Source organism: Myxacorys sp. (assembly GCF_059501405.1).
Genome location: NZ_JCACCM010000007.1, coordinates 1 through 21,854 on the forward strand (window position 1 = coordinate 1; position 21,854 = coordinate 21,854).

At 48.8% G+C, this 21,854-nt stretch carries 15 protein-coding genes; 10 read left to right on the forward strand and 5 right to left on the reverse strand.

What is annotated here, in order from left to right; genetic code table 11:
- The first annotated feature begins 132 nt into the window (after window positions 1-132).
- The 4 genes from modA to AC5I6P_RS00525 all read left to right on the forward strand — a co-directional run bounded on the left by modA (window position 133) and on the right by AC5I6P_RS00525 (window position 5,891).
- On the forward strand, window positions 133-915 hold the full coding sequence (gene modA, locus AC5I6P_RS00510) for a molybdate ABC transporter substrate-binding protein (RefSeq protein WP_495691799.1): 783 nt from the start codon (window positions 133-135) through the stop codon (window positions 913-915).
- A 19-nt stretch (window positions 916-934) separates the two neighbouring features.
- Entirely contained in the window at window positions 935-2,746 is a 1,812-nt protein-coding gene (gene modB / locus AC5I6P_RS00515) for a molybdate ABC transporter permease subunit (RefSeq protein WP_495691800.1), read from the forward strand.
- Between the two features lie 491 nt (window positions 2,747-3,237).
- Window positions 3,238-3,762 carry a competence protein ComJ gene (gene comJ / locus AC5I6P_RS00520; RefSeq protein ID WP_495691801.1) on the forward strand — a complete coding sequence of 175 codons (525 nt, stop codon included), beginning with the start codon at window positions 3,238-3,240 and terminating at the stop codon, window positions 3,760-3,762.
- A 476-nt stretch (window positions 3,763-4,238) separates the two neighbouring features.
- On the forward strand, window positions 4,239-5,891 hold the full coding sequence (locus AC5I6P_RS00525; protein WP_495691802.1) for a ferredoxin--nitrite reductase: 1,653 nt from the start codon (window positions 4,239-4,241) through the stop codon (window positions 5,889-5,891).
- Between the two features lie 10 nt (window positions 5,892-5,901).
- Here the strand turns inward: AC5I6P_RS00525 and AC5I6P_RS00530 are convergent, their stop codons facing one another.
- A complete protein-coding gene (locus AC5I6P_RS00530) occupies window positions 5,902-7,353 on the reverse strand; it encodes a hypothetical protein (RefSeq protein WP_495691803.1) in 1,452 nt (483 codons plus the stop codon).
- 115 nt (window positions 7,354-7,468) lie between these two features.
- On the opposite strand from AC5I6P_RS00530, the gene AC5I6P_RS00535 reads away from it, so the two are divergent.
- From AC5I6P_RS00535 to AC5I6P_RS00545, 3 genes are all read left to right on the forward strand, one after another.
- Window positions 7,469-8,485: a WD40 repeat domain-containing protein gene (locus AC5I6P_RS00535; RefSeq protein ID WP_495691804.1), complete on the forward strand. Its 1,017-nt coding sequence runs from the start codon at window positions 7,469-7,471 to the stop codon at window positions 8,483-8,485.
- A gap of 634 nt (window positions 8,486-9,119) precedes the next feature.
- A complete protein-coding gene (locus AC5I6P_RS00540) occupies window positions 9,120-10,196 on the forward strand; it encodes a beta-galactosidase (protein WP_495691805.1) in 1,077 nt (358 codons plus the stop codon).
- Window positions 10,197-10,326: 130 nt separating this feature from the next.
- Window positions 10,327-11,085, forward strand: a complete 759-nt coding sequence (locus AC5I6P_RS00545) for an SDR family NAD(P)-dependent oxidoreductase (RefSeq protein ID WP_495691806.1) — start codon at window positions 10,327-10,329, stop codon at window positions 11,083-11,085.
- A gap of 51 nt (window positions 11,086-11,136) precedes the next feature.
- Here AC5I6P_RS00545 and AC5I6P_RS00550 read toward each other — a convergent pair whose 3' ends face one another.
- Both AC5I6P_RS00550 and AC5I6P_RS00555 read right to left on the reverse strand, forming a co-directional pair.
- The gene (locus AC5I6P_RS00550; protein WP_495691807.1) at window positions 11,137-11,724 is read right to left on the reverse strand and encodes a hypothetical protein; all 588 of its coding nucleotides are present in this window, start codon (window positions 11,722-11,724) and stop codon (window positions 11,137-11,139) included.
- Window positions 11,721-14,156, reverse strand: coding sequence for an HAD-IC family P-type ATPase (locus tag AC5I6P_RS00555; protein WP_495691808.1), 2,436 nt, complete (start codon window positions 14,154-14,156; stop codon window positions 11,721-11,723). The genes AC5I6P_RS00550 and AC5I6P_RS00555 overlap by 4 nt, the downstream gene beginning before the upstream one ends.
- A 410-nt stretch (window positions 14,157-14,566) precedes the next feature.
- On the opposite strand from AC5I6P_RS00555, the gene AC5I6P_RS00560 reads away from it, so the two are divergent.
- From AC5I6P_RS00560 to treS, 3 genes are all read left to right on the forward strand, one after another.
- Entirely contained in the window at window positions 14,567-15,958 is a 1,392-nt protein-coding gene (locus AC5I6P_RS00560; RefSeq protein ID WP_495691809.1) for an SGNH/GDSL hydrolase family protein, read from the forward strand.
- Window positions 15,959-16,067: 109 nt separating this feature from the next.
- On the forward strand, window positions 16,068-16,415 hold the full coding sequence (locus AC5I6P_RS00565; protein WP_495691810.1) for a hypothetical protein: 348 nt from the start codon (window positions 16,068-16,070) through the stop codon (window positions 16,413-16,415).
- 296 nt (window positions 16,416-16,711) lie between these two features.
- Window positions 16,712-18,349 (forward strand): maltose alpha-D-glucosyltransferase, encoded by a 1,638-nt coding sequence (gene treS / locus AC5I6P_RS00570; protein WP_495691811.1) that lies wholly within the window; start codon window positions 16,712-16,714, stop codon window positions 18,347-18,349.
- A gap of 22 nt (window positions 18,350-18,371) precedes the next feature.
- Here treS and hisIE read toward each other — a convergent pair whose 3' ends face one another.
- Together hisIE and AC5I6P_RS00580 are read right to left on the reverse strand one after the other, a co-directional pair.
- Window positions 18,372-19,016 (reverse strand): bifunctional phosphoribosyl-AMP cyclohydrolase/phosphoribosyl-ATP diphosphatase HisIE, encoded by a 645-nt coding sequence (gene hisIE, locus AC5I6P_RS00575; RefSeq protein WP_495691812.1) that lies wholly within the window; start codon window positions 19,014-19,016, stop codon window positions 18,372-18,374.
- A gap of 53 nt (window positions 19,017-19,069) precedes the next feature.
- Window positions 19,070-21,817 (reverse strand): CBS domain-containing protein, encoded by a 2,748-nt coding sequence (locus tag AC5I6P_RS00580; protein WP_495691813.1) that lies wholly within the window; start codon window positions 21,815-21,817, stop codon window positions 19,070-19,072.
- Window positions 21,818-21,854: the final 37 nt, after the last annotated feature.

Here is a 21,854-nt window from a genome sequence, read left to right on the forward strand (position 1 = left end):
GAAAGCCTCTTGTTGTCTGGCTTCGACTACTGCCTATTTCCGATTAAGTCTAATACAGAAGGAACCGCTAAATTGCAGAACGGCGTGGAGGGCTATATCGTTAGAGAACAGTTGCCATCCTGAAATCAGGTTATGAAAAGATATTTAATTGCAGCTGCGATCGCGATCGCAGCTTGCATCATAGCCTTACGTTTCGTACTATTCCCTACGACAGCGCAATCTAACAAGCTGATTATCTCTGCGGCTGCTAGTTTAAAGGATGCCTTAGAAGACATTAAGCCAGTCTATCAACGCAGTAAAACAACCGTTGGTCTAACCTACAACTTTGGGGCATCGGGCACATTGTTACAACAAATTGAACAGGGTGCGCCCGCCGATGTCTTTCTCTCGGCAGCAAAATGTCAAATGGATACACTTGATCAAGCAGGCAAACTGGTAGCTGGAACCCGAAAAGACATTGCCCGAAATCGGCTCGTCTTAATCGTGCCCAGGTCGTCTAGAGGAGTGCAAAGCTTCGATCGCTTGACACAACCCGACATTAAGCGCATTGCGATCGGAGAGCCGCGCAGCGTTCCCGCCGGACAATACGCGGAACAGGTTTTGAGAAAACGAAAGCTCTACAACACTCTCAAACCTAAATTTGTATTCGGTAACAATGTGCGTCAAGTGTTAGCGGCTGTTCAATCTGGGAATGCAGAGGCAGGATTTGTCTACCTTACAGATGCCAAGATCTCAAATCAGGTGAAGATTGCTGTCACCGCAGACGAGGCGGATCATGCTCCAATTGTGTATCCGGTAGCGGTGCTGAGAAGTAGTAAAAACATTGAAGCGGCAAAAGAGTTTGTGCAGTACTTGTCGAGTACCGACGCTAAAACCGTGTTAAGCAAGTACGGATTTGTTGTACCAACATCGTGAGTACCAACCTTGTGACGTGATGCCCCCTGCTCTCTCTCCTCTATGGATCTCGCTTAAAACTGCCCTGCTTGCCACCGGGATTACCTTCTTCTTTGGTGTTGCAGCGGCATATTGGATGCTGAACTACCGAGGCAAGGGAAAGGCACTAATCGAGAGCATCTTTGTCGCTCCCTTGATTTTGCCGCCCACAGTAGTAGGCTTTATTTTGTTGGTTCTATTTGGCAAAAATGGAGCAATCGGACAGTTGCTAAATTCGATTGACTTTAGCGTTGTGTTTACTTGGTATGGTGCTGTTGTGGCAGCGACCGTTGTTTCGTTTCCGTTGATGTATCGCACTGCATTAGGCACGTTTGAACAAATCGATCAAAATCTATTAGCCGTTGCTAAAACATTAGGCGCGTCTGACTGGACTATTTTTCGATCTATTCTATTGCCACTCTCAACTTCAGGGATTTTGGCAGGCATCACGCTTGCGTTTGCTCGTGCGTTGGGAGAGTTTGGTGCAACTCTGATGCTGGCAGGCAATATTCCCGAAGAAACGCAAACGATTCCGATGGCGATTTATTTTGCAGTCGAAGCGGGAGCCACGAATGAAGCATGGTTTTGGGCGATCGCAATCATGGGAATATCGCTCTCTAGCATTGCGGCAGCCAATCTTTGGCAAGATAAACGTAAACCGCAGGCTGTCAAACGCGAGCCGTTCTCTCCAGTCCTTAAGCCTGTCCTGGCTCCGCTCCTTGACGTTGCAGATTCTCCAAATCGCGGGCTAAGCGTGGAGATTGGTAAACAACTTGGCGGATTTCGAGTCGAGATTGCGTTTCATGCCGACGCACCGTTAGGCGTGCTGGGTGCATCTGGGGCTGGAAAAAGTCTGATGCTGCGTTGTATTGCCGGAATTGAAACACCAACTTCTGGGCGGATTGTACTCAACGGACGCGTGCTGTTTGATGCCGATCGTGACATTAATCTAGCGAGCCGCGATCGCCGCATTGGTTTTTTGGTACAAAACTACGCGCTCTTTCCCCACATGACGGTGGCGCAAAACATTGCATTTGGTCTACCAAAAGGGCTGTCTCGCTCTGGTGTGCGGCAGCAGGTTGAGTCGCAGTTAATGGCGGTGCAGCTAGAGGAGATGCACGATCGCTATCCGGCTCAACTCTCTGGCGGACAACAGCAACGTGTCGCCCTTGCGAGAGCATTGGCAAGTCAACCGGAAGCGCTGCTGCTCGACGAACCGTTTTCAGCCCTCGATACGCATCTCCGCAGTCAACTGGAACAGCAGTTGATTGCGCGTCTCGCTAGTTATCCCGGTGCGGTGCTGTTTGTTACGCACAATTTAGAAGAAGCGTATCGTGTCTGTCCAAACTTGCTAGTGATGCATGGAGGACGCGCGATCGCATTCGGGTCTAAGCGGTCGATTTTTGAGCGTCCGGCGACAGTGACAGTGGCTCAACTAACGGGATGTAAAAACTTCTCGACGGCAGTCGCGACGGCAGATAATCACATCCATGCGATCGAGTGGGGCATTAGCTTACAGATTGCCGAGCCTCTACCCGAACAGTTTGCCTATGTTGGCATTCGCGCTCATCAAATTCTCTTTCCTCAAGACGCTCAGCAGCCTAATACGTTTCCCTGCTGGGTTGCGGCGACGAGTGAAACTCCGCATCGCATGACGATTTTTCTAAAGTTCAATGCTCCTCCGACGAGTCCGCAAGACTATCACCTTCAAGCGGAGGTCTTTAAGGAAAAATGGTTTGCGCTGAAGGCACAACCGTTGCCTTGGATGGTCTGTCTCGATTCGCTGCGGCTAATTCTGCTGACAGCAGCATGATTCTAGAACTGTCATCTAAGCACTGTCGATAGATCAAACCGTTTTCTCCACCACTTAGATAATACTCACGATCGCTTGATGCGTTCTAGATGAAGCAGGAGTCGGAGTCAGGGACATGCGATCGTAACTTAATAACAAGGAGTGGGAACGAAGAAACGAAGGCGGGAACGAAGAAACGAAGGCGGGAACGAAGAAACGTGCGATCGTAACTTAATAACAAGGAGTGGAAACGAAGAAACGAAGGTGGGAACGAAGAAACGAAGGTGGGAACGAAGAAACGTGCGATGTAACTCAATAACGAAGGCGGGAACGAAGAAACGAAGGCGGGAACGAAGAAACGTGCGATCGCAACTCAATAACGAAGGGTGAGAACTCTAGCGTTAGACCAATTCGAGAGAGCGCTAATTCGGGTTCTGGTAGCAGGTATAGTAATCTTGCCCGCAAATATAGAGCGTTAGATGTTGTAGAAGCAGTTTCCAGTAGCGTAAATTATGCCGAAGTTAGCATCTTTTAGTATTGGTCTTGACTATTCGCAGATGTGCATCTACGACCCAAGCCTCGAATTTCCTGGCAATGACTGGGATGATCAGCATGTGGATCAAGGATTTACCTGGCGACCGTTCAGCGTGTCTTTTAGGACAATCGGTTCGGACGATGACTGTGATATCGAGATTTGGGACGCCTCTGAAATCAGTATTCAGCCAAATGCCGTTCGCGCAATTGTCGTCCCTTTTTCAGTTCCGATGTCAGGTAGCATCGTGATCACGGGCGGAACCAGTGTTGTACCTGAACATGAACTGAAACTACCGTCAGATGAGTATGCGCTTGTGTTTGAGTATGGCTTGAGAGAGGAGTACTGGCAGAATCCTGAGTACCAGGAACCTGATGCTTTATTCATCCCAACGTGGTCCCGTCTGACTTTTATTCCAGATCGGTCTGTAGAGCCACGAATTTTACGAGCAGATTCGGATTTGTCTCCATCCTATCCCTTGCTGATGGAAGCTCGACCAGCATGAGATCTGAGTTACCACTCTGTGTCACGCGATCGTGCCAAAGCACTATAGCTCTGCGTAGGCACTAACCCAACAATCTATTCTTCAGTCACATTTTCTCAACAAAAGGGCAGGATGATGAATAGCTGAATAGGTTGTTGCCAAGATGCTTGGTAGACAGCAGTAGGCTGAAACGAAACCCTTCTAAAGCTAAGCGCTGAAACTTAGGCGGAAAGCCTCTGCGAAGTAATTCTTTCCGTTTAAAGCGAGCTAGCAACCCCCAAATTACTTCTCTATCAAAAGGCGGATTTGTCCTGCATCGCGTCTTTGTGTAGCAATCTCTACCGATCTAACAAATCAGATTGAATAGTCTGTCGAAGAAGAACGCTGTCTTATCTGATATCGCGATTAGCGCAGTGCGCAACTCCGAAGGAAACGCTGCTCTTAGGTTAAAGCAATCTTAAAAACAGCAGTTAACACAAAAATTAGCAGTTAACACTATGACAGAGACATCAGAAGTACAAACTGCCAGTGCAGTCGGCTCTCACATTGAGGCGGAAGCCGTTAACATCAACACCTCTCCATCTGAGAATGTGCCTGCTAAAACGCTAAATAAGTTTGAAAGAATCAAAGCTGAGAAAGATGGTCTAGTCCTAAAGCAGGAGCTAGATTACTTTGCAGAAATCGGTTGGGAAGCCCTCGATGAAGCCGATCGCGACTTTCGCCTGCGCGTTTTAGGCTTGTTCCATCGCAGCGTTACGCCGGGTCGGTTTATGCTGCGAATGCGAACCGCGAATGGCATTCTTCCGAGCAGTCATCTGCGCGTGTTAGCCGAGATCGTGCAGCGCTACGGCGACGATGGCAACGCCGACATTACCACTCGTCAAAATATTCAACTGCGGGGAGTCCGCATTGAAGACGCGGCTGATATCTTCCGCCGATTTGAGCAGGCAGGGATGACCAGTGTGCAAACGGGAGTTGATAACGTACGGAACGTCACCGGATCACCCGTGGCAGGGCTAGAAGCTGACGAGTTGATTGATACTCGTGGGTTAACGCGTGCGGTGCAGGACATGATCACCAATATGGGAGCAGGCAACCCAACATTCACAAATCTGCCGCGTAAATTTAACATTGCGATCGCGGGCTGTCGCGATAATTCTGTCCACGCAGAAACCAACGACCTCGCCTTCATTCCCGCCTACAAAGAGGGCGCGATCGGTTTTAATGTCATTGTTGGCGGCATGTTCTCGCCCAAGCGTTACGTAGAAGCCATTCCGCTTGATGCTTGGGTATTGCCAGAAGCAGTTGTTCCCCTATGTGAAGCGGTGCTATTGCTCTATCGCAATCATGGGTTAAGAGCCAATCGCCAGAAGTCGAGATTGATGTATTTGGTCGATGCTTGGGGCATTGAAAAGTTTCGCTCAGAACTCGAAACTCAGTTAGGTCAAAGCCTGCAACCTGCGGCTGAAACAGATGAAATCACCTTAGACAAACGTGATCACATCGGCGTCTACCCGCAAAAGCAACCGGGACTTCACTATGTTGGCCTCCTAATTCCGATCGGTCGCCTCTATGCCCACGAGATGTTTGACCTCGCCCGCATCGCCGATACCTACGGCAGTGGAGAGATTCGCCTGACTGTAGAACAAAACCTGATCATTCCCAACGTTCCCATCAGCCGATTGCAGGCAATGCTCAACGAACCGCTGCTGCAAGAGCGCTTTCCAGCCAATCCTGATAACATGTCGCGCTGGTTAGTGTCTTGCACAGGCAATCAGTTTTGTGGCTTTGCGTTGATCGAAACTAAAAATCGGGCTTTGGCAATGATTAAAGCGCTGGAAGCTGAACTGACCGTATCGCGCCCAATCCGCATTCACTGGACGGGCTGCCCCAACTCGTGCGGACAACCGCAAGTAGCAGATATCGGCATGATGGGGACAAAAGGGCGCAAGAATGGTCAGGTTGTAGAAGCCGTTGATATTTGGATGGGTGGCAAAGTCGGTAAAGAGGCACATCTCGGTCAGCGAGTCATGCAAGGCATTCCATGTGATGACCTTAAACCCGTGCTGCACACTTTGCTGGTCGAACAGTTTGGCGCAGAGCCCAGACAAACCGGCTACTTTGTGCCGCCCGAACTTGCGTCTCCTTAACGGGAGAACCTCACTCTGAAGCCAATGGATCGGTGGTCGAAGTCGAAACAACTCCTGAGGTTGGAGAACGGCGTTGAAGCAGCCAACTGCCAATGATCAGAACGGCGATCGGCAGTCCAATCGAGACAAAGCTCTTGATGCTGCTATTACTTGCGAGTGCATACTGCGCACTGCTTGATAGGCCAAACGCTAAACTGGTTAGCCCAAACAATCGTGCTCTCGGAAGCAAGGCGACAAAGGTGATCAAAATTGAGCTATACCAAGGCATTAGCCAAGGCGTTGCTATTAGCAACAACACTAGCGTGACCCATCCCATTTCCTCTAGTAGCTTCTGGGGTGTGTTATCCCAGTATCGATCGCTGCGCCATAATCGCCACGCATAAAAGCCAATGAAGCTAAGAATGGTGAGTCGCACCAAGCCTAATAAAATAGTTCGCCCTGCTTCGAGTGTTAGCCACTCTGGAGCTACAAAGATACGGGTTATATCCAACAAAAACCGTGCGATCGCAAGCAGAGATGACTGAAACTGCCCTTCTACTCCTGGATTCAGCAAGCTACGCCATGCGGAAACATCAGGCAGGATGGTGAGGGTTAGCACACCCACGATCGCAATGGAGGCTGAGATCATTCTAAACAACTGTTTCCCCTGCCCTCGACGCAGCAGCGCGATCGCCATTAATGGAACCCAAATCAGAGGCAGAGTTTTGGCTAACAGACCCATCCATAGCGCCGTAAACGCTGTCCAGTAGCGCCATTTTGCATAACTAATCGCAAAGGCAATCAGACTGGTTGACACTAACAGATCGACATGGCCCGAACTGACTTGCTCCATCAGTAGCAGAGGATGCAAAAGATACGCGATCGCAACTCGATGTCGCTCCGTGGGCGGCAACCATTTCCAAATCAGAAATCCATTCAAGCTGTGCAATGCTAAACAAATGGCTTTATATACATAAACGGCAATGAGCGGATGCACAGCTACAAACGCTGCCGATACGGTAAATATGGCTTGCGAAACGAGTCCATAGGTTGAAGTCTGCCCCCAATCCACGTAGGGAGATAGCTCCGTTGAAAACGCAGCGGCTCTCACAACAAACGGGTTGACCCGGTTCAGATTCATTAACCCGGAATGTAGGTAAATATAGATATCGTTGCCCAAAGGATAGGCAATAAACGCTAGAACTAGAAACGGCGAAGCAGATTTCAATACATCCCTAAAGCGACCCGTAACCGCTGGCGGCGGATCGTGAAAGTGCTTGCCGAGCCAAATTAAATAGAGAATAGAGATGAAAACGTAGCTCAGACCAATTCCCAGTTGAACGCGGAGGTCTGGAAACGTGGCAAACTTTTTTCCATCTGCCAGAATATAGTAGAACTTATCAATTCCCAAATGCAGAAGCGTTACGCTCAGGTAGGTTGATACCAGCAACGCCAGCGCAAATAGTAGTCTATGCTTATTCACATATTCGGTTCAGATGAACTTTCTTTAAGATACCATTTGGATCAGTTTCTGCGATCTTAACTACAGAACTTTTGACTAGCTCCAATGGCGTAAAGAATTTTGGTGTAAAGGATTTGTGCAGCACAAACGACTAATGGTGACGGTGAGTATTGGAAGTGTCCTGACGATCGCGCTGATCGCAGGTCTCCATGTCGTGCTGCGCAATGCGATCGCGGCTCGATTACCGAGTCAGGTCTGCCTACCCATGTACGCGGCTGAGATCGTGTGTTATGCCCAGCCCGAAACTCTACTGACTCGTAAACAAAGTGCGATCGCGGTTGATCCGGCGGGCGTACTATTAGCCACCGGAGACGGCAACGTTATTCAACGGTGGGATCTCAAAACTCGTCAATTGCTGCCGCCGCTAGTGGGTCACTCTAATTCAATTACGGCCTTGGCCATCAGTCCCGATGGACGAATACTCGCCAGTAGTAGTCTCGATCGCACGATCAAGCTCTGGGATGTGCAAACGAGCCGCTTACTCGGAACGATGCCATCAGGTCGAGCGTCGGTGCTAGTCTTTAGTCCCGATGGACGAACGTTAGCCAGTGGAAGCCGGGTCCAGCGCTGGGCAGATGGAGTAGAAGCTCTGCCCGGAGTGCAGTTTTGGGATGTATCGACTCAGCAGTTCCGGTACAGGTTAGGAGAACGACCTGCCCGCGCGATCGCTTTTAGTCAAGACGGACAACTCTTAGCCACCGGAGACATCAAAACAGAGGTATGGCTTGCTAAAGCAGGAGAACTTCTGCACACGCTTAATTCAGGAGATGTGACAGGATTATCCTTCGGGCAAGCGGGTCAGACGTTGATTACAGGCAGCAGCAAAATCAAAATTTGGAATCTCGCTACTGGAGAACCCGTGCGGGTGATGAAGACGGGAACATCAGATTTAGTGGTTAGCCCCGATGGCCAAATTCTAGCCACAACGGTTGGCGGTACGGTGCAGTTCTGGCAACTGCAAAGCGATCGCTATTTAGGTTTGCTGCGAACCTCGTGGTACAGCAGTTTATTTGTACAATTTGCGCTCGAAGGACACGCGATCGTCGTGGGGAATAGCGAAGGAGTAAAAATCTGGCAAAGCCCTGAGAACTAGAGGCAGAAATTCGTGAAAACGGAAAGGGTGAACAAAAGGAAATATTTTCTCCTTGGCTGCACGTTGCGCGGTGAGCACAGAATTCGAGTTTGTGATTGGGTAATTTCAAGAAATAGAAGTGTTGTGATCCTTCAGATATTTAAGAACACAGGACCAATGACTGGAATCAAAGACCAAACGTGTGAAATCAAGGATCAAATGATGAAATCACTGAGTCGAACGTTGTGACGCGACACATAAAGCTGTGAGTTGCGGAATCCGCTGCCGTAGTTTTGCAATCTTAATCGTGGATCTTCGCTAACAAATAAGTAGATCGCGCAATTGAAGACGCGATCGCAAGTTTTTAATCGCGCAATCAGTATACTAGAGCAGCAAATTTGTTGCACAAAGCAGAATCGAGCTTAAATTCTATGCATGTCACGAGTGAAAGCGCTATTTACGGTTCTCGTCTCGCAAGATGGGTTGCGGATCCATCCGTTGGGTCTATTGATTGATGCCAAAATACACTTAGAGCTATATTCATATGAGGTAGACCCTTAGCCAGTTTGATGTAGCACCGAACCATAAACTCTAACCTTAAACTCTAACTTTTGAGGTCGGCAAAGTTGACACGCCTGTAAATCCATCTACAAGCATGAAACGCGAATCACTCAAGAAAACCTTAATCAAAGTATTGTTGCCGTTTGGATTGACACTGCTGCTGGTCTTCTCTAAAGATTTTCTATTGCAATACACCGTTCAAAATCCTGGTCCGGCAAACAGTGTCGAAATCGGTGCGACATTTATTCAGATGAATGCTGAAGCGTTAAATTTAGATTGGAAAGCTGCATATAAAGAAATCATTAACGATCTCGGCATCAACCATGTTCGGATTCCTGTGTTTTGGGATCAGATCGAATCCGCACCCGGTATCTTTAACTGGAGCGCAATCGATTGGCAGATGAAGGAAGCTGCTAAAGCCAACGCAAAGGTGCTTTTAGCTGTGGGACACCGCGTTCCCCGCTATCCAGAATGTTATGCGCCCGCATGGACCCAAAACTTTAATGATCAGGAATTTAAGCAATCATTATTGAACATGATAGAAGCAACAGTACTTCACCTAAAAGATCATCCCGCCCTTGAAGCGTGGCAAATCGAGAATGAACCGTTAGCTAAGATTTTAGGCAAGATTTGGGGAGGGCCGACGTGCCGAGAGGTCACTCCATTCGTGACCGAGGAGATTAAATTCGTGCGATCGATTGATCCAACTCACCCAACCGTTGTAACGTTTGCCACAACGCCTTGGATGGCTTCACAACTGCGACAAACCCTCAAGTTTGATAGCGATGTCATTGCCGTTACCCTATTTAACAAACTTTTTTTTAGAAGTCCGGTGTTTAACGGATATGTCGAGATGTTTAAGCTAGGATTTATCTCGCCATTGCGGTTGGCATATCAAAAAGCAGTTGCAGAACATCAGGGAAAACAATTTTGGATTGCAGAACTGCAAGCAGAACCGTGGGGTCCAGATGGTCCTTATCAGTTTGAGCATCCTGAAGATGCATATCTATCTATGAATCCTGAACGCTTAACTGAAACTTGGACATACGCCATGCAAGCTGGGATCTCTAAGCTGTATTTCTGGGGTGCTGAATGGTGGTTAGCTGAGAGAAACAAAGGAAATGCTGCGATGCTGAATGCGGTGAAAAAACTAATGGTCGATCGCAAATAGTCTAATCAATACTGCGGTTCGCGGCGGGCATACTCAGAAAAAACCTCAGCAAACCAATTCATGTCTGCCGTAAAGCATTGAATGCTATACTCAAAGCGCTTTTTACTGTCTTTTTTACTGTCTGATGACTATGACCGATTCACCTCGCGACGTGAATTTAAGATCAGCACTGATCGTCGGAGCGGGTCAAGGCATTGGATTAGAGTTTGTCAAACAGTTTTTAAGCACAAATCGCGCCGATCGCCTCTACGCCACCTATCGAAAGCCGAAATCAGACCTAGTGGAGATCGCAGACCCGCGCCTGCGCTGTTTGCCAATGGATATTACCGATGAAACACAGATTGCCGATGCGATCGCAGAGATTCAAACCGAAACATCTGCGCTGCATTACGTGATCAATTGTGTTGGCATTCTGCACGACTCGATCATGCAACCTGAAAAAAGCTTGCGGCAGATCAATGCAGAGAACTTACTGCGGTATTTTCAAATTAATAGTGTTGGCGGCGTTTTATTAGCAAAACAGGTGCAGCCGTTGCTAAAGCATCGTGATCGCGCACTCTTCGCGACGATTTCTGCCAAGGTAGGCAGCATTGGTGATAACCACTTAGGCGGATGGTACGGCTATCGTGCCTCTAAAGCGGCTTTAAACATGTTGATGCGAACCACTGCGATCGAATACAAGCGAACCTGTCCACGTGCGATCGTCGTCACCCTGCATCCGGGCACAACCGATACTGAATTATCCCGTCCATTTCAGCGCAACGTGCCGCCAGAAAAATTATTTTCCTGCGATCGCACCGTCAAACAACTATTAACCGTTCTCGATGGACTCCAAGAACGCGATAGCGGTGAATTCTTTTCTTGGGATGGCAGTCGGCTACCTTGGTAAAGATGTGAACCTCAAGAATAGTGTGCAAACCCCTCCGATTCACATTCTTCTCTACTGCTGACACTGAAGCGAATCAAACACCCTCTCGGCTTTTTCTCGTGCATCTTGTCCAGTCGTGAGCAAACTAATAATGTATCGATCGGCATTCAGGGTAACAGTGGCACGGTACGTCACACTGATGTTAGACCTAGACGCAACTTGTTTTGCCCGTCCTTCTCCGATCGTCACCAGAACTGTTTCACCACAAAACTCTTTTGGCTCGATGCGTTCTCTTGTGACCTTAAAATCTCCCGCATCTCCCAGAGAAACGGTGTCTAAAAATCGCTCAATTCTGCGTTTTTCGCCCTCTTGAACCCCTTTCATGCGGGCTGCCAGTAGCTGAATATCAGGTTGCTCTGCACTATTGGTAATTAGAGCAACTCTAGCGCCCACAAAGTTTAATCCCAGGACACTTTGAGCGTTGGGGATGTTGTATTTAATAATATTGTTGGCGATCGCGTCTGCTTGCTGTGGACGTTGCGCATTGGCAATAAATTTCATCGTCAGCCCCAGCGTCCCAACTCCTAGCAGCGCGATCGCGCCGATCAACACCGCAATTGATTCCCAAATCGTGACTTTGTACTGAGGAATTTGTGTCATTCCAAACTCACTCCCAAAAAACGATCAAAAAAGCGCGATCGCCAAACCCAACGCACAATAAAACACCACTCTATCGCAGCAAATCCTAAAAAGATGAGATCGGCCGTTTCGAGTGCCGACAATTCAAAGAAAATCCGAACGGGCGGAACGAATAAAATCAGCAAATACACCAAAATAAGTGCCACCGCCACAAACGTATAGCGCCAATCTCCGCTCAGCGGTTCACCACCCACCCACGCGGTCGTTGGAGGTTTGAGAAATGGAATTAAAAGCAGTTCACAGAATACCAAAATGGTCACCAACGCCGTGCGCGGCAGCGTAAAGTCAAGTTCGGTCAGGGTGACGTTGAGCGGCAAATCGAGCGCTGCACTGACGAGATAAAACAGATAAATTGTCAGTGCAACCAATGTAATAGACAACGTTGCAGGCAACACAAAATGAAGCAACGAGCGAACCAGGCTTCGTTTTGGCTTTTCTCCAGGCTGCGCCCAAACCGGAATAAATAACGTCGGGATGCCAACGCCAATCAATGTAATAATCGCGCTGTGTTTATTCATGAGCGGAAAACTATCCGCGACGATCGCGGTTGCGAAAATTAGCAGCGTCACGCAAGACAATCGCACCATAAATAACTTCAGTGCGTCTAACACGCCGTTGCGAATGCGCTGTCCTTCCAAAAATGTATGCGGCAATGCTTCAAACGAATCTTTCAGCAGCACAATGTCAGCAATTCCCCGTGTCGCTTTGCTGCCGCTTTCCATCGCAATGCCTAAGTTGGCTTGTTTTAGGGAAAGCACATCATTCACCCCGTCTCCGGTCATTGCCACATAATGTCCCGCATCTCGCAAACTCCTCACGAGTTTGGCTTTTTGCTGAGGCGTAATGCGTCCAAACACATTGTACTGACGGGCCGCTTGAGTAAATTGCGCATTGTCTAACTCTGCCAGTTGCGTTCCTGAAATGAGTCTAATTTCATCGCTAAATCCGGCTTGTTTTGCCAATGCCGCTACTGTATGCGGATTGTCTCCTGAAATAATCTTGATCGTGATTCCCGCTTTGACAAATCCTTGCAGCGTTTCCTGAACAGACGGACGCAACTGATCGCTAAAACTCAATACAGCCAAAGGCGTTAGCGCAGCGGGTAAAAATGGAGTCTCGGTTTGAAGCAAGTCTGGACTATAAGCAAACAATACCACTCGCAAGCCCTGTTGCGTGAGTTGCTCAGTCAGTTGTTCAATGTAGTCTGACACAGACGGACTGAGCGTAAAGCATTTTGTCAGCACTTCTGATGCGCCGAGAAAATACGTTCCAGGAATGTCACGAAAAGAAATAGCGCTCCATTTGCGCTCCGATGAAAATGGAACCTCCGATCGCAGCGATCGCGCATAGCCAGAACAACTGAGCAAAATCGCCTCGCTGGTGCGATTTCCAGCTTGTGTACTCGCGGCGTAATCTCCCAGCAGGGTTCGCAATTCTGATTCAGAGCGCTCGATCGGATAAATTGCGCTTAATTCAATCTGATTGGTGGTCAGCGTTCCAGTTTTATCCAAACACAGCACATCGACATTACTCAGCGACTCGATCGCATTCGTTTGTTGAATCAAAACGTTTTCGCCTAACATTCTCACCGCACCCGTCGCATACGCTAACGTGATTGCAATCAGCAATCCTGCGGGGACGAGTCCAGCAATCACCGCCGCACGCTGCACCACTTCATTAAATGGCTGCGATCGACTAATAAATCCAATCCCGACTAACAGCCAAAGAAACAATGCAACCAGCAACAACACTCGAATGATTAAATTAATTTCTTGCTGCAATGGCGTATAGATTTGCCGAAATTCTCTTGCGCCCACCACAAGCTGATAAGCCACCGTTTCAGTTCCCACTTTTTGCGCTTCATAATGAGCGCGTCCACTCGCACAAAAACTGCCCGAATAGACCGGATCGCCCGACCGTTTGAGAATCAGATCCGATTCGCCGGTCAGCAACGATTCATCGACTTCGATCTGTCCGTCGCAAACAATCTGACCATCAACCAAAATTTGATCTCCTGGGTTCACCTGCAAAATATCGCCTAAAACAATTTCGTTCGGGTCAGAGATGAGCGCTTCACCATTGCGAATAATCGTCGCTTGAGGGCGAGAGAGCAACGCGATTTCGTCTAGCTTGCGTTTTGCCCAAATTTCCTGAACAATGCCAATAATGACGCCGCTAAAGATCACAACCGCTACGAAAACGGCATCACTTGGGCGTTTCAGCACAATAAAAACGCCGCTGATTACAAAGAAAACGGCATTCACAAAGGTAAATAGATTCTCACGAAAAATGCGCCAGTAGGAACGACTTGTCGGCAACGTCACCTGATTGGTGTTGCCCGCAAGCTTTTGTGCGTTGACTTCGCGATCGCTAAGTCCCTGTACCTGTGTCATGAGAAGAGTTTAAGCCCGATTATATTACGCATAATGCAGTGCAGATCAACGGTAAGCATTTGGTTGCCAAATTCTATGCAGCTCTACAGGATTTAGATTTACAGTAATTTAGTTTTACAGTAGGACTTGCGATCGCAGAATGGAGTTCCATGTTTCGTAGAAGTGATAGCCGTTGCTGTGTTGATTGTTGAGAAACATGTTTGAAATGCAACACCGAAAACCATTTATGTAGTAAGATGCGAAACTGATTTGTAAACGTTGAGCAATCAACTTAAATTCTTTTGCAAACCATTATATTTCAAGTCCGAAATCTCAGAATTCTAAGTGTAACTGGGTGTTTCTTGATAATTGCTTGGTAAAGAGAAAAGACAACTTGTATTTTATGCCGCGATCGTTTGAGGACAAGCTGAATGTTTAGGTCTAGCCGTAAAACTTATAGTTATAGGTCTAGCCGTTCGTTGTACCAAAAGAAAAAGCCCTTACCCCGCAAGTGGATTTTGCTCTCAATTCCACTCGCGTTGATTGGGTTAGAGTTGCTGGTGCGGCTGATTGTTGGAGTTTCCGGAAAAACAGGTGAGCTATCGGCGTTTCAAGGCGAACCGCTGAACGTCACCGCGTATCGATTAAAGTATCTCGATCGCGCGGGCAAAACGTTCGACGGACTTCCCAACCAAGGACAACTGACGGTGAAGCAAAGTCCGGTGATGGGCTATCGGTTGGTGGGCAACCAAGAAAGTCAAGACTGGAAAATTAATGAACAAGGATTTCGTCAGGATCAAGCGATCGCGCTCGATAAACCGAAAGGCGAAGTCCGAATTTTTGTGCTGGGCGGCTCCACCGCTTTTGGGCAACTCAGTTCTAGCAATCAAGCGACGTTTACCCAAAAACTAGAAGCGCGTCTAAATCAGCAAGTGGCGGCTCAAAAAGCCAATCCTGGTAAATTTCGTCCGACTGTTCTCCCTTATTTTGCCGATGAGTTAGACAAAGCCCTAGCGCTCCCGCCTCAAATTCGGGAAAATCGCTACACCGTGATCAACGCGGCTGTACCGGGCTATATTTCTGGCAACGAACTGTCGAAACTGGCGTTTGATGTGTTGCCCTATCAGCCCGATCTCATTGTCGTTCTTAATGGCTACGCTGATTTGCTCGTGCCAAGCACTCAAGAAGGCAGCGATATTCCGGGTACAGAAAGTTTGTTAGAGAGCGCTCCTCGTCATCTATTCGTCGGATTAACGCAGCAGGTCAAAAATTTATTCTCGCAACTGTTTCTCGTTAAAGCCTTTCAATATTGGGTGCTACAGCCTCAAACTTCGCTCAAACAAGTTATTCCTCCAAGCGAGGGAGATGCGTCGTTGATACAACGGATGCCTACCGAGGCCGATGAACTCAACCGCCGAGCAGAGCGCTATCGCCAAAATATGGGTCAACTGGCGCGGCTCACGAGTGCCTCAAAAGTTCCGTTAATTGTGGCACTGCAGCCCGAAGTGACCAGTCGAGGTGCGAATACGCCCCGCGAGAAAGAGATTTTGGAGCAACTCGGTTCGCAGTATCCGCAACAGGTGAAAGCTGGATATTCAGAATTGCAGCGATCGCTCGATCAAGTCAAAAAAGAAGTGCCGCAGGTTACTACGTTTAATTTCTACAACGCTTACGCTGACTTTAAAGGCGAGGCGTTTCAAGACGCGATTCACCTGACGGATGATGCCAACACGGCCCTGGCAAACCGCTTATTTGACGCAATTTCAAAACAACTTCAGCTTCAACCCAAACCCTATGGCGGGACACAGCCCCCCGGCTCGTGAATATAACTTCTGATAGAAGGATTCTCTTAAAGCGATCCCCTAAGATGGCTGCGGTTGCGGTTTGCGTAATTGCATCGCGATCGCATTATGTTCATGGAGGAATTTCTATATGAAAGGTTTACTATCATCATTGCGCCAAAGCTTATTGCGCGGCCTGGTTGTTGCATTTGTGGGATTGCTAAGCTGGGTTGGCATGAGCGCGATCGCAACTGACGCGATCGCAGCGCCGAGCGTTAAGGATGTGAGCGGACAGCAAGAAGTGATTAGCCCGGATAGCCAAAAGTACGGCTCCCGCGAAGAGGCATATGACAAAGCTGTGCAAGCGATCAAAGATCCGAAAGGTGCAGAGAAAGAATATGAGAAAGACTTAAAGATCTTTAAGAAAGAGACCCCAAACGCAGACAAGGTTATCGAGAATACAGCGAAGGCAGTGAAGCAAGCTACAGGCAAAGAATAACAGCCTGTTGAGCCGAGCGTGATCCTCGCGGTGGCGCTGCTTCAAGCGAGTGAACACAGCGAATAATCACAGTGATGATAAGCCCTGTCTTGGCATGAGCAGGGCTTGTTTTTGTAAATCAGTGGATCTGACAAAGAGACGAAGCCGACCTGCATAGCGTTATGCAAAAACGTTATGCAAAGAGAGATAAATTCTGCTTACTCTTTCCTCCCTCATCCCTCGTTTTTAGCCTCTTTGCCCGTGTTCCTGTAGGGCTTGGCACTACAATGTATAAGAAATTTCGCACCCCTTGATTTATGACAGCCAATCCGTTGTGGTACAAAAACGCCATTATTTATGAATTATCGGTTCGAGCATTTGCCGATAGCAATGGAGACGGAATCGGCGATTTTGTCGGATTAACCCAAAAGCTTGATTATTTAGAAGAATTGGGCGTGACTGCCCTTTGGCTGCTGCCATTTTTCCCATCACCGCTTCGAGATGATGGCTATGACATTGCCCATTACACCAGCGTCAATCCGATTTATGGAACGCTCGACGACTTCAAAGCGTTTCTAAAAGCGGCTCACGATCGCGGCATTCGGGTCATTATTGAATTAATTATCAATCACACCTCCGATCAGCACCCCTGGTTTGATCGGGCGCGGCGTGCCCCAGAAGGTAGCTCGGAACGGAATTTTTATGTCTGGAGCGACACGGCTGAGAAATATTCAGACACGCGAATTATCTTTCAAGATTTTGAAACGTCGAATTGGTCATGGGATGGGATTGCCAAGGCATTTTATTGGCATCGCTTTTACCATCATCAGCCTGATCTCAATTACGACAATCCCGACGTTCGAGAAGCGGTATTTGAGATTTTAGATTTTTGGATGGATTTGGGAGTCGATGGGTTACGGCTGGACGCCGTGCCGTACCTCTATGAGCGAGAGGGCACGAACTGCGAGAACTTGCCCGAAACGCACGATTACCTGAAAGCCCTGCGATCGCACATCGATTCAAAATACCCCGACCGAATGCTGCTCGCAGAAGCCAATCAGTGGGCAGAAGATGCGGTGAAATATTTTGGCGATGGCGATGAGTGCCACATGAATTTTCACTTTCCGCTCATGCCCCGATTGTTTATGTCGGTGCGAATGGAAGATAGTCTCCCGATTATCGACATTCTTCAACACACGCCGCCGATTCCTGAGAACTGCCAGTGGGCGATCTTTTTACGCAACCACGACGAATTGACCCTAGAAATGGTCACGGACGAAGATCGCGATTATATGTATAACGTCTATGCTCAAGATCCGATGATGCGAGTGAATGTCGGCATCCGGCGGCGTTTAGCTCCGTTGTTGAGTAACGATCGGCGTCAGGTTGAGTTGCTCAATAGCTTGCTGTTCTCCTTGCCCGGAACGCCTGTGATTTACTACGGTGATGAAATTGGTATGGGCGACAACGTGTATCTAGGCGATCGCAATGGCGTCAGAACCCCAATGCAGTGGACGAGCGATCGCAATGCTGGATTTAGCCGCGCCGCGTCTCAGAAGCTGTATTTCCCAGTGATTGTCGATGCAGAATATCATTACGTCACGACCAACGTTGAAGTGCAGAGCGCAAATCAATACTCGCTCTTGTCGTGGATGAAGCAGATTATTGACCTTCGCAAACAGTACTCTGTCTTCGGAAGCGGCGACTTTAAGTTTTTGCCCTCTTCTAATCACAAAGTTTTATCGTTTATTCGCGCGGATCAGGAGAGCAGAATTTTAGTTGTTGCAAATCTTTCTGCGGCGGCACAGGCAGCAACATTTGATCTGTCACTGTTCACAGACTACACGTTGACTGAAATGTTTGGGGAGACTGAGTTTCCCCCGATCACGGATGACCCTTATCGGCTCAATCTTTCCCCATATGGGTTTTATTGGTTTGTTATGAAACCGATGTAACGACGCACCATCCGCAATCTGCCTATCGCTTGCGCTCTTGTAATTTGCGATAGACAGCGCCCAGATCCACACGGTGATACGCGATCGCAACGAGGGTGTGATAGAACAAATCCGCAACTTCTCCCGCGATCGCATCTGCGTCATCATCCTTACAGGCCATTACCACTTCTGCCGCTTCTTCGCCAATTTTTTTGAGAATCTTGTTGTCGCCGCCGTCGAGCAGTTTGCGGGTGTAAGAGCCTTCGCTCGGAGTATCTCTGCGATCGCAGATGATCGAAAACACTTGTGACAAGGTATCGGCAGGCGGCGGCGTCACCCCGCTATTAATTTGATGAAAACAACTGCGTTCTCCGGTGTGGCAGGCAATATCACCGCTCTGTTCAACAGTGACGAGCAGCGCATCGCTATCGCAGTCATAGCGGATCGCTTTGACCTTTTGGATATGTCCAGACGTTGCGCCTTTGTGCCAAAATTCTTGCCGCGATCGACTCCAGAACCACGTTTCACCCGTTTCCAAGGTTTTCTGAAGCGAGTCTTGATTCATCCAGGCCATCATTAACACGGTGCCGTCGAGATAGTCTTGCACGATCGCAGGCACTAAGCCACGATCGTCATATTTAATCGTTTCAACGGGAATCGATTGCGCGGAGATCAGTTCAGAAGACATAACATTCAAAAAACCTAATGTTCAAAAAATCTAACACTGGGCGGCTGCATTGATTATTCTAAGGGGAAATGCTCAGCTAAATAGCGTTTGGCGGTATCGCGATCGTGGATATCCCCATCCAAGGTTGCCATTAATAAGCGCTCCAATATTTCTTTAAACTGCCGACCTTGTTTGTAACCCAGTTGCTTGAGGTCATTGCCATCCAACGGCGCTTTTACCCGTGACCAACAGGTGAGATATTTCCAAATTAATTGCCTGTGCGATCCTTCGGAGCTTGGCGAAGCCAATCGCGGCACTCGTACCGCTACAAGCATTAACAGAGGCACATCATAGGGCTTAAGCAGTTGCACCACTTGGCTAGGCCGATTGGCTTTAGGTAGTGCTTCTGTCAGTTGCGCTTGCACCTGGCAGAGGTCGGTGAGACGCTCGATGCTGTCATGAGGCAGCTGGAGCGTTTGAGCCACAAATCCGCGTTCTTCAGGGGCTAATCGCGCTAGGAGAACTTCGAGCAGCAGTTGCCAGTGAATATATATCTGCTGCGGATCAAATCGACGGAGCCAGCGACCGACCAGCCGCAACTGCCACCACAATTCGTCATCGAGTTCTAACGTGGGGTGAATGCAGCTTAACGCTCCTAGCTCTGACAGTTTCTTGAGAGCGGGCTTCCAGTAAGGCGCTTGCAAGATGTGCTTCAGTTCGGCTTTGAGGCGAGTTTGCAGAGCAGGCGCAATGACTCGTTCGGATTGGTTCGATTGAAATTGCGTGTAAATGCCACTGGCGATCGCATAGCGAATGAATCCTTCAGTTTGCGTCTCGATCTCAAATCCAAGCCGCACAGCAAATCGCACGGCTCTAAAGATTCGGGTCGGGTCTTCAATAAAACTATTCGTGTGTAGCACACGAATGTGCTTTTTCTGCAAATCCAACACGCCTCCGAAAAAATCGAGCAATTCATTCGCGCGAGGATGGGTTAACCGCAGGGCCAATGCGTTGATCGTGAAATCCCGACGATAGAGATCTTGACGAACCGAACTTGCCTCAACTTCTGGATTGGCGGCAGGATAGGGATAGAACTCCGTCCGAGCAGTGGCAATGTCGATCCAAAGCGAATCCAAGGTGGGATCGTTGTGCCACAGCAGCGCTGCCGTTTGAAATTTTCCGTGAATCTCTAATCGCGCTTGAGGATAGAGAGCTTGCAGCGACCGCGCTAATTCTACTCCCGCGCCGACATCGGCAGACTGGTGAAAGCCATCGACAACGAGATCAATGTCATTCAGCATCACAGGCTGATCTGGCTCGGCAAGCAACAGATCGCGGACACCGCCGCCGACGAGATACAGATGCCATCCGCGCTGTTGGGCTTGCTCAGATGCGATCGCCAGAATTTTCTGCAAAGGTGGAGTCAATCGGGCGAGATCGAGTCGCGCCGTGTGTGAGTGTGCAGAGGAGCGCCCAGTCGATGGGTCAGAGGGTTTGGATCGGCTCCCCGCTTCGTGCAATTGCCGCAAAACATCGGTTCGAGTCACAATTCCAACGAGTTGCTCCTGCTCCAAGACGGGAAGCCGACCGATATCGTAAGTGACCATTAACGATTCGATCTCGGGAAGCAGGGTTTCGGGTGCGATCGTTTTCAAATTCGTCGTCATATAGCCCTTGACGGGCGCATGAGAGAATCCGTGATGCAACGCAATATCTAAATCGCGACGGGAAATCATACCCACTAGACGATCAGCATCCACAACCGATAAACCAGAATGTCCGTACCTCAGTAAAATTCGCTGGGCTTCACCAATGGTCGTTTCTGGTCGAATGGTTCTCACCGGCGAGGACATCAAATCTCGCGCTGTCGGTGGCTGGGGAATCTGATCTCTAAATTGAGCCAAAATCTGATCGAGAAGCGGCTGCGGATCTTCTTCTCGGCGCGTTAATGCTGCTGCTTTGGGATGTCCGCCTCCCCCAAGTGGGCTAAGAACGGCATTGAGATCCGTTCCTGCAATGTGCGATCGCGCAATCACCGCCAGCACATTTCCACCGTCTCGGCACGCCGCCCCCCGACAATAGTGATGCGCCAAAAACAGGGCGTCCATATCGGTCAGTTCCATAATTCGGGAGGCAAGGCTTGAGAGTCCTGGTACATAGTCCTCTGTTTGAAGCACGACCCAGGCCATCGTTTGCCCGCGAATGGTTTCGGACTGCAACTGCTCTAGCGCCAGACCCAAAAGCTCTTGCAGTTGAGGTGAAAGACCGGGATCGACGTATTCTGCGATCGCGCTTAGACTTGCGTCTTGAGTCATGAGCCACGCTAACGCCGCTGCATCCCTAGCCGTCGTGTGATCGTAGGTCAGCGAGCCAGTATCGGTGTGAATGCCGAGTGCCATCACCGTCGCTTCGCTGGGTGTGAGTGAAATCGATTGAGCTTGCAAAATCTCTGCAATCAGCGTGGTAATTGCTCCAACTGAATCAAAATGAACTTCTGTTGCGGGAATATCACTATCAGCGCTTTTGTGATGGTCGTAGATAATAATGTCAATGTTTGGCAGATCAATCCACTTTGCAGTAGCGCCGATGCGATCGCGGCTTTGGGCATCGACGATCGCAATCGATCGAATTAAATCTGGATTCACCGATCGCGGCTCGATCAAGGGATATTCGTCGCGGTGGAGCGCTAAAAAGTCACGCACAGCAGGATGGGCACCTCCTGAAAGGACAATCCGCGATCCCGGACGCAAGCGACTGACCCCAACGGCAGCACCTAGGGTATCAAAATCTGCTGTGGTGTGACATAGAATCAAGTCCATCATTTCTGATAAGTTACTTAGTGATAGTGAAAACGCAGTT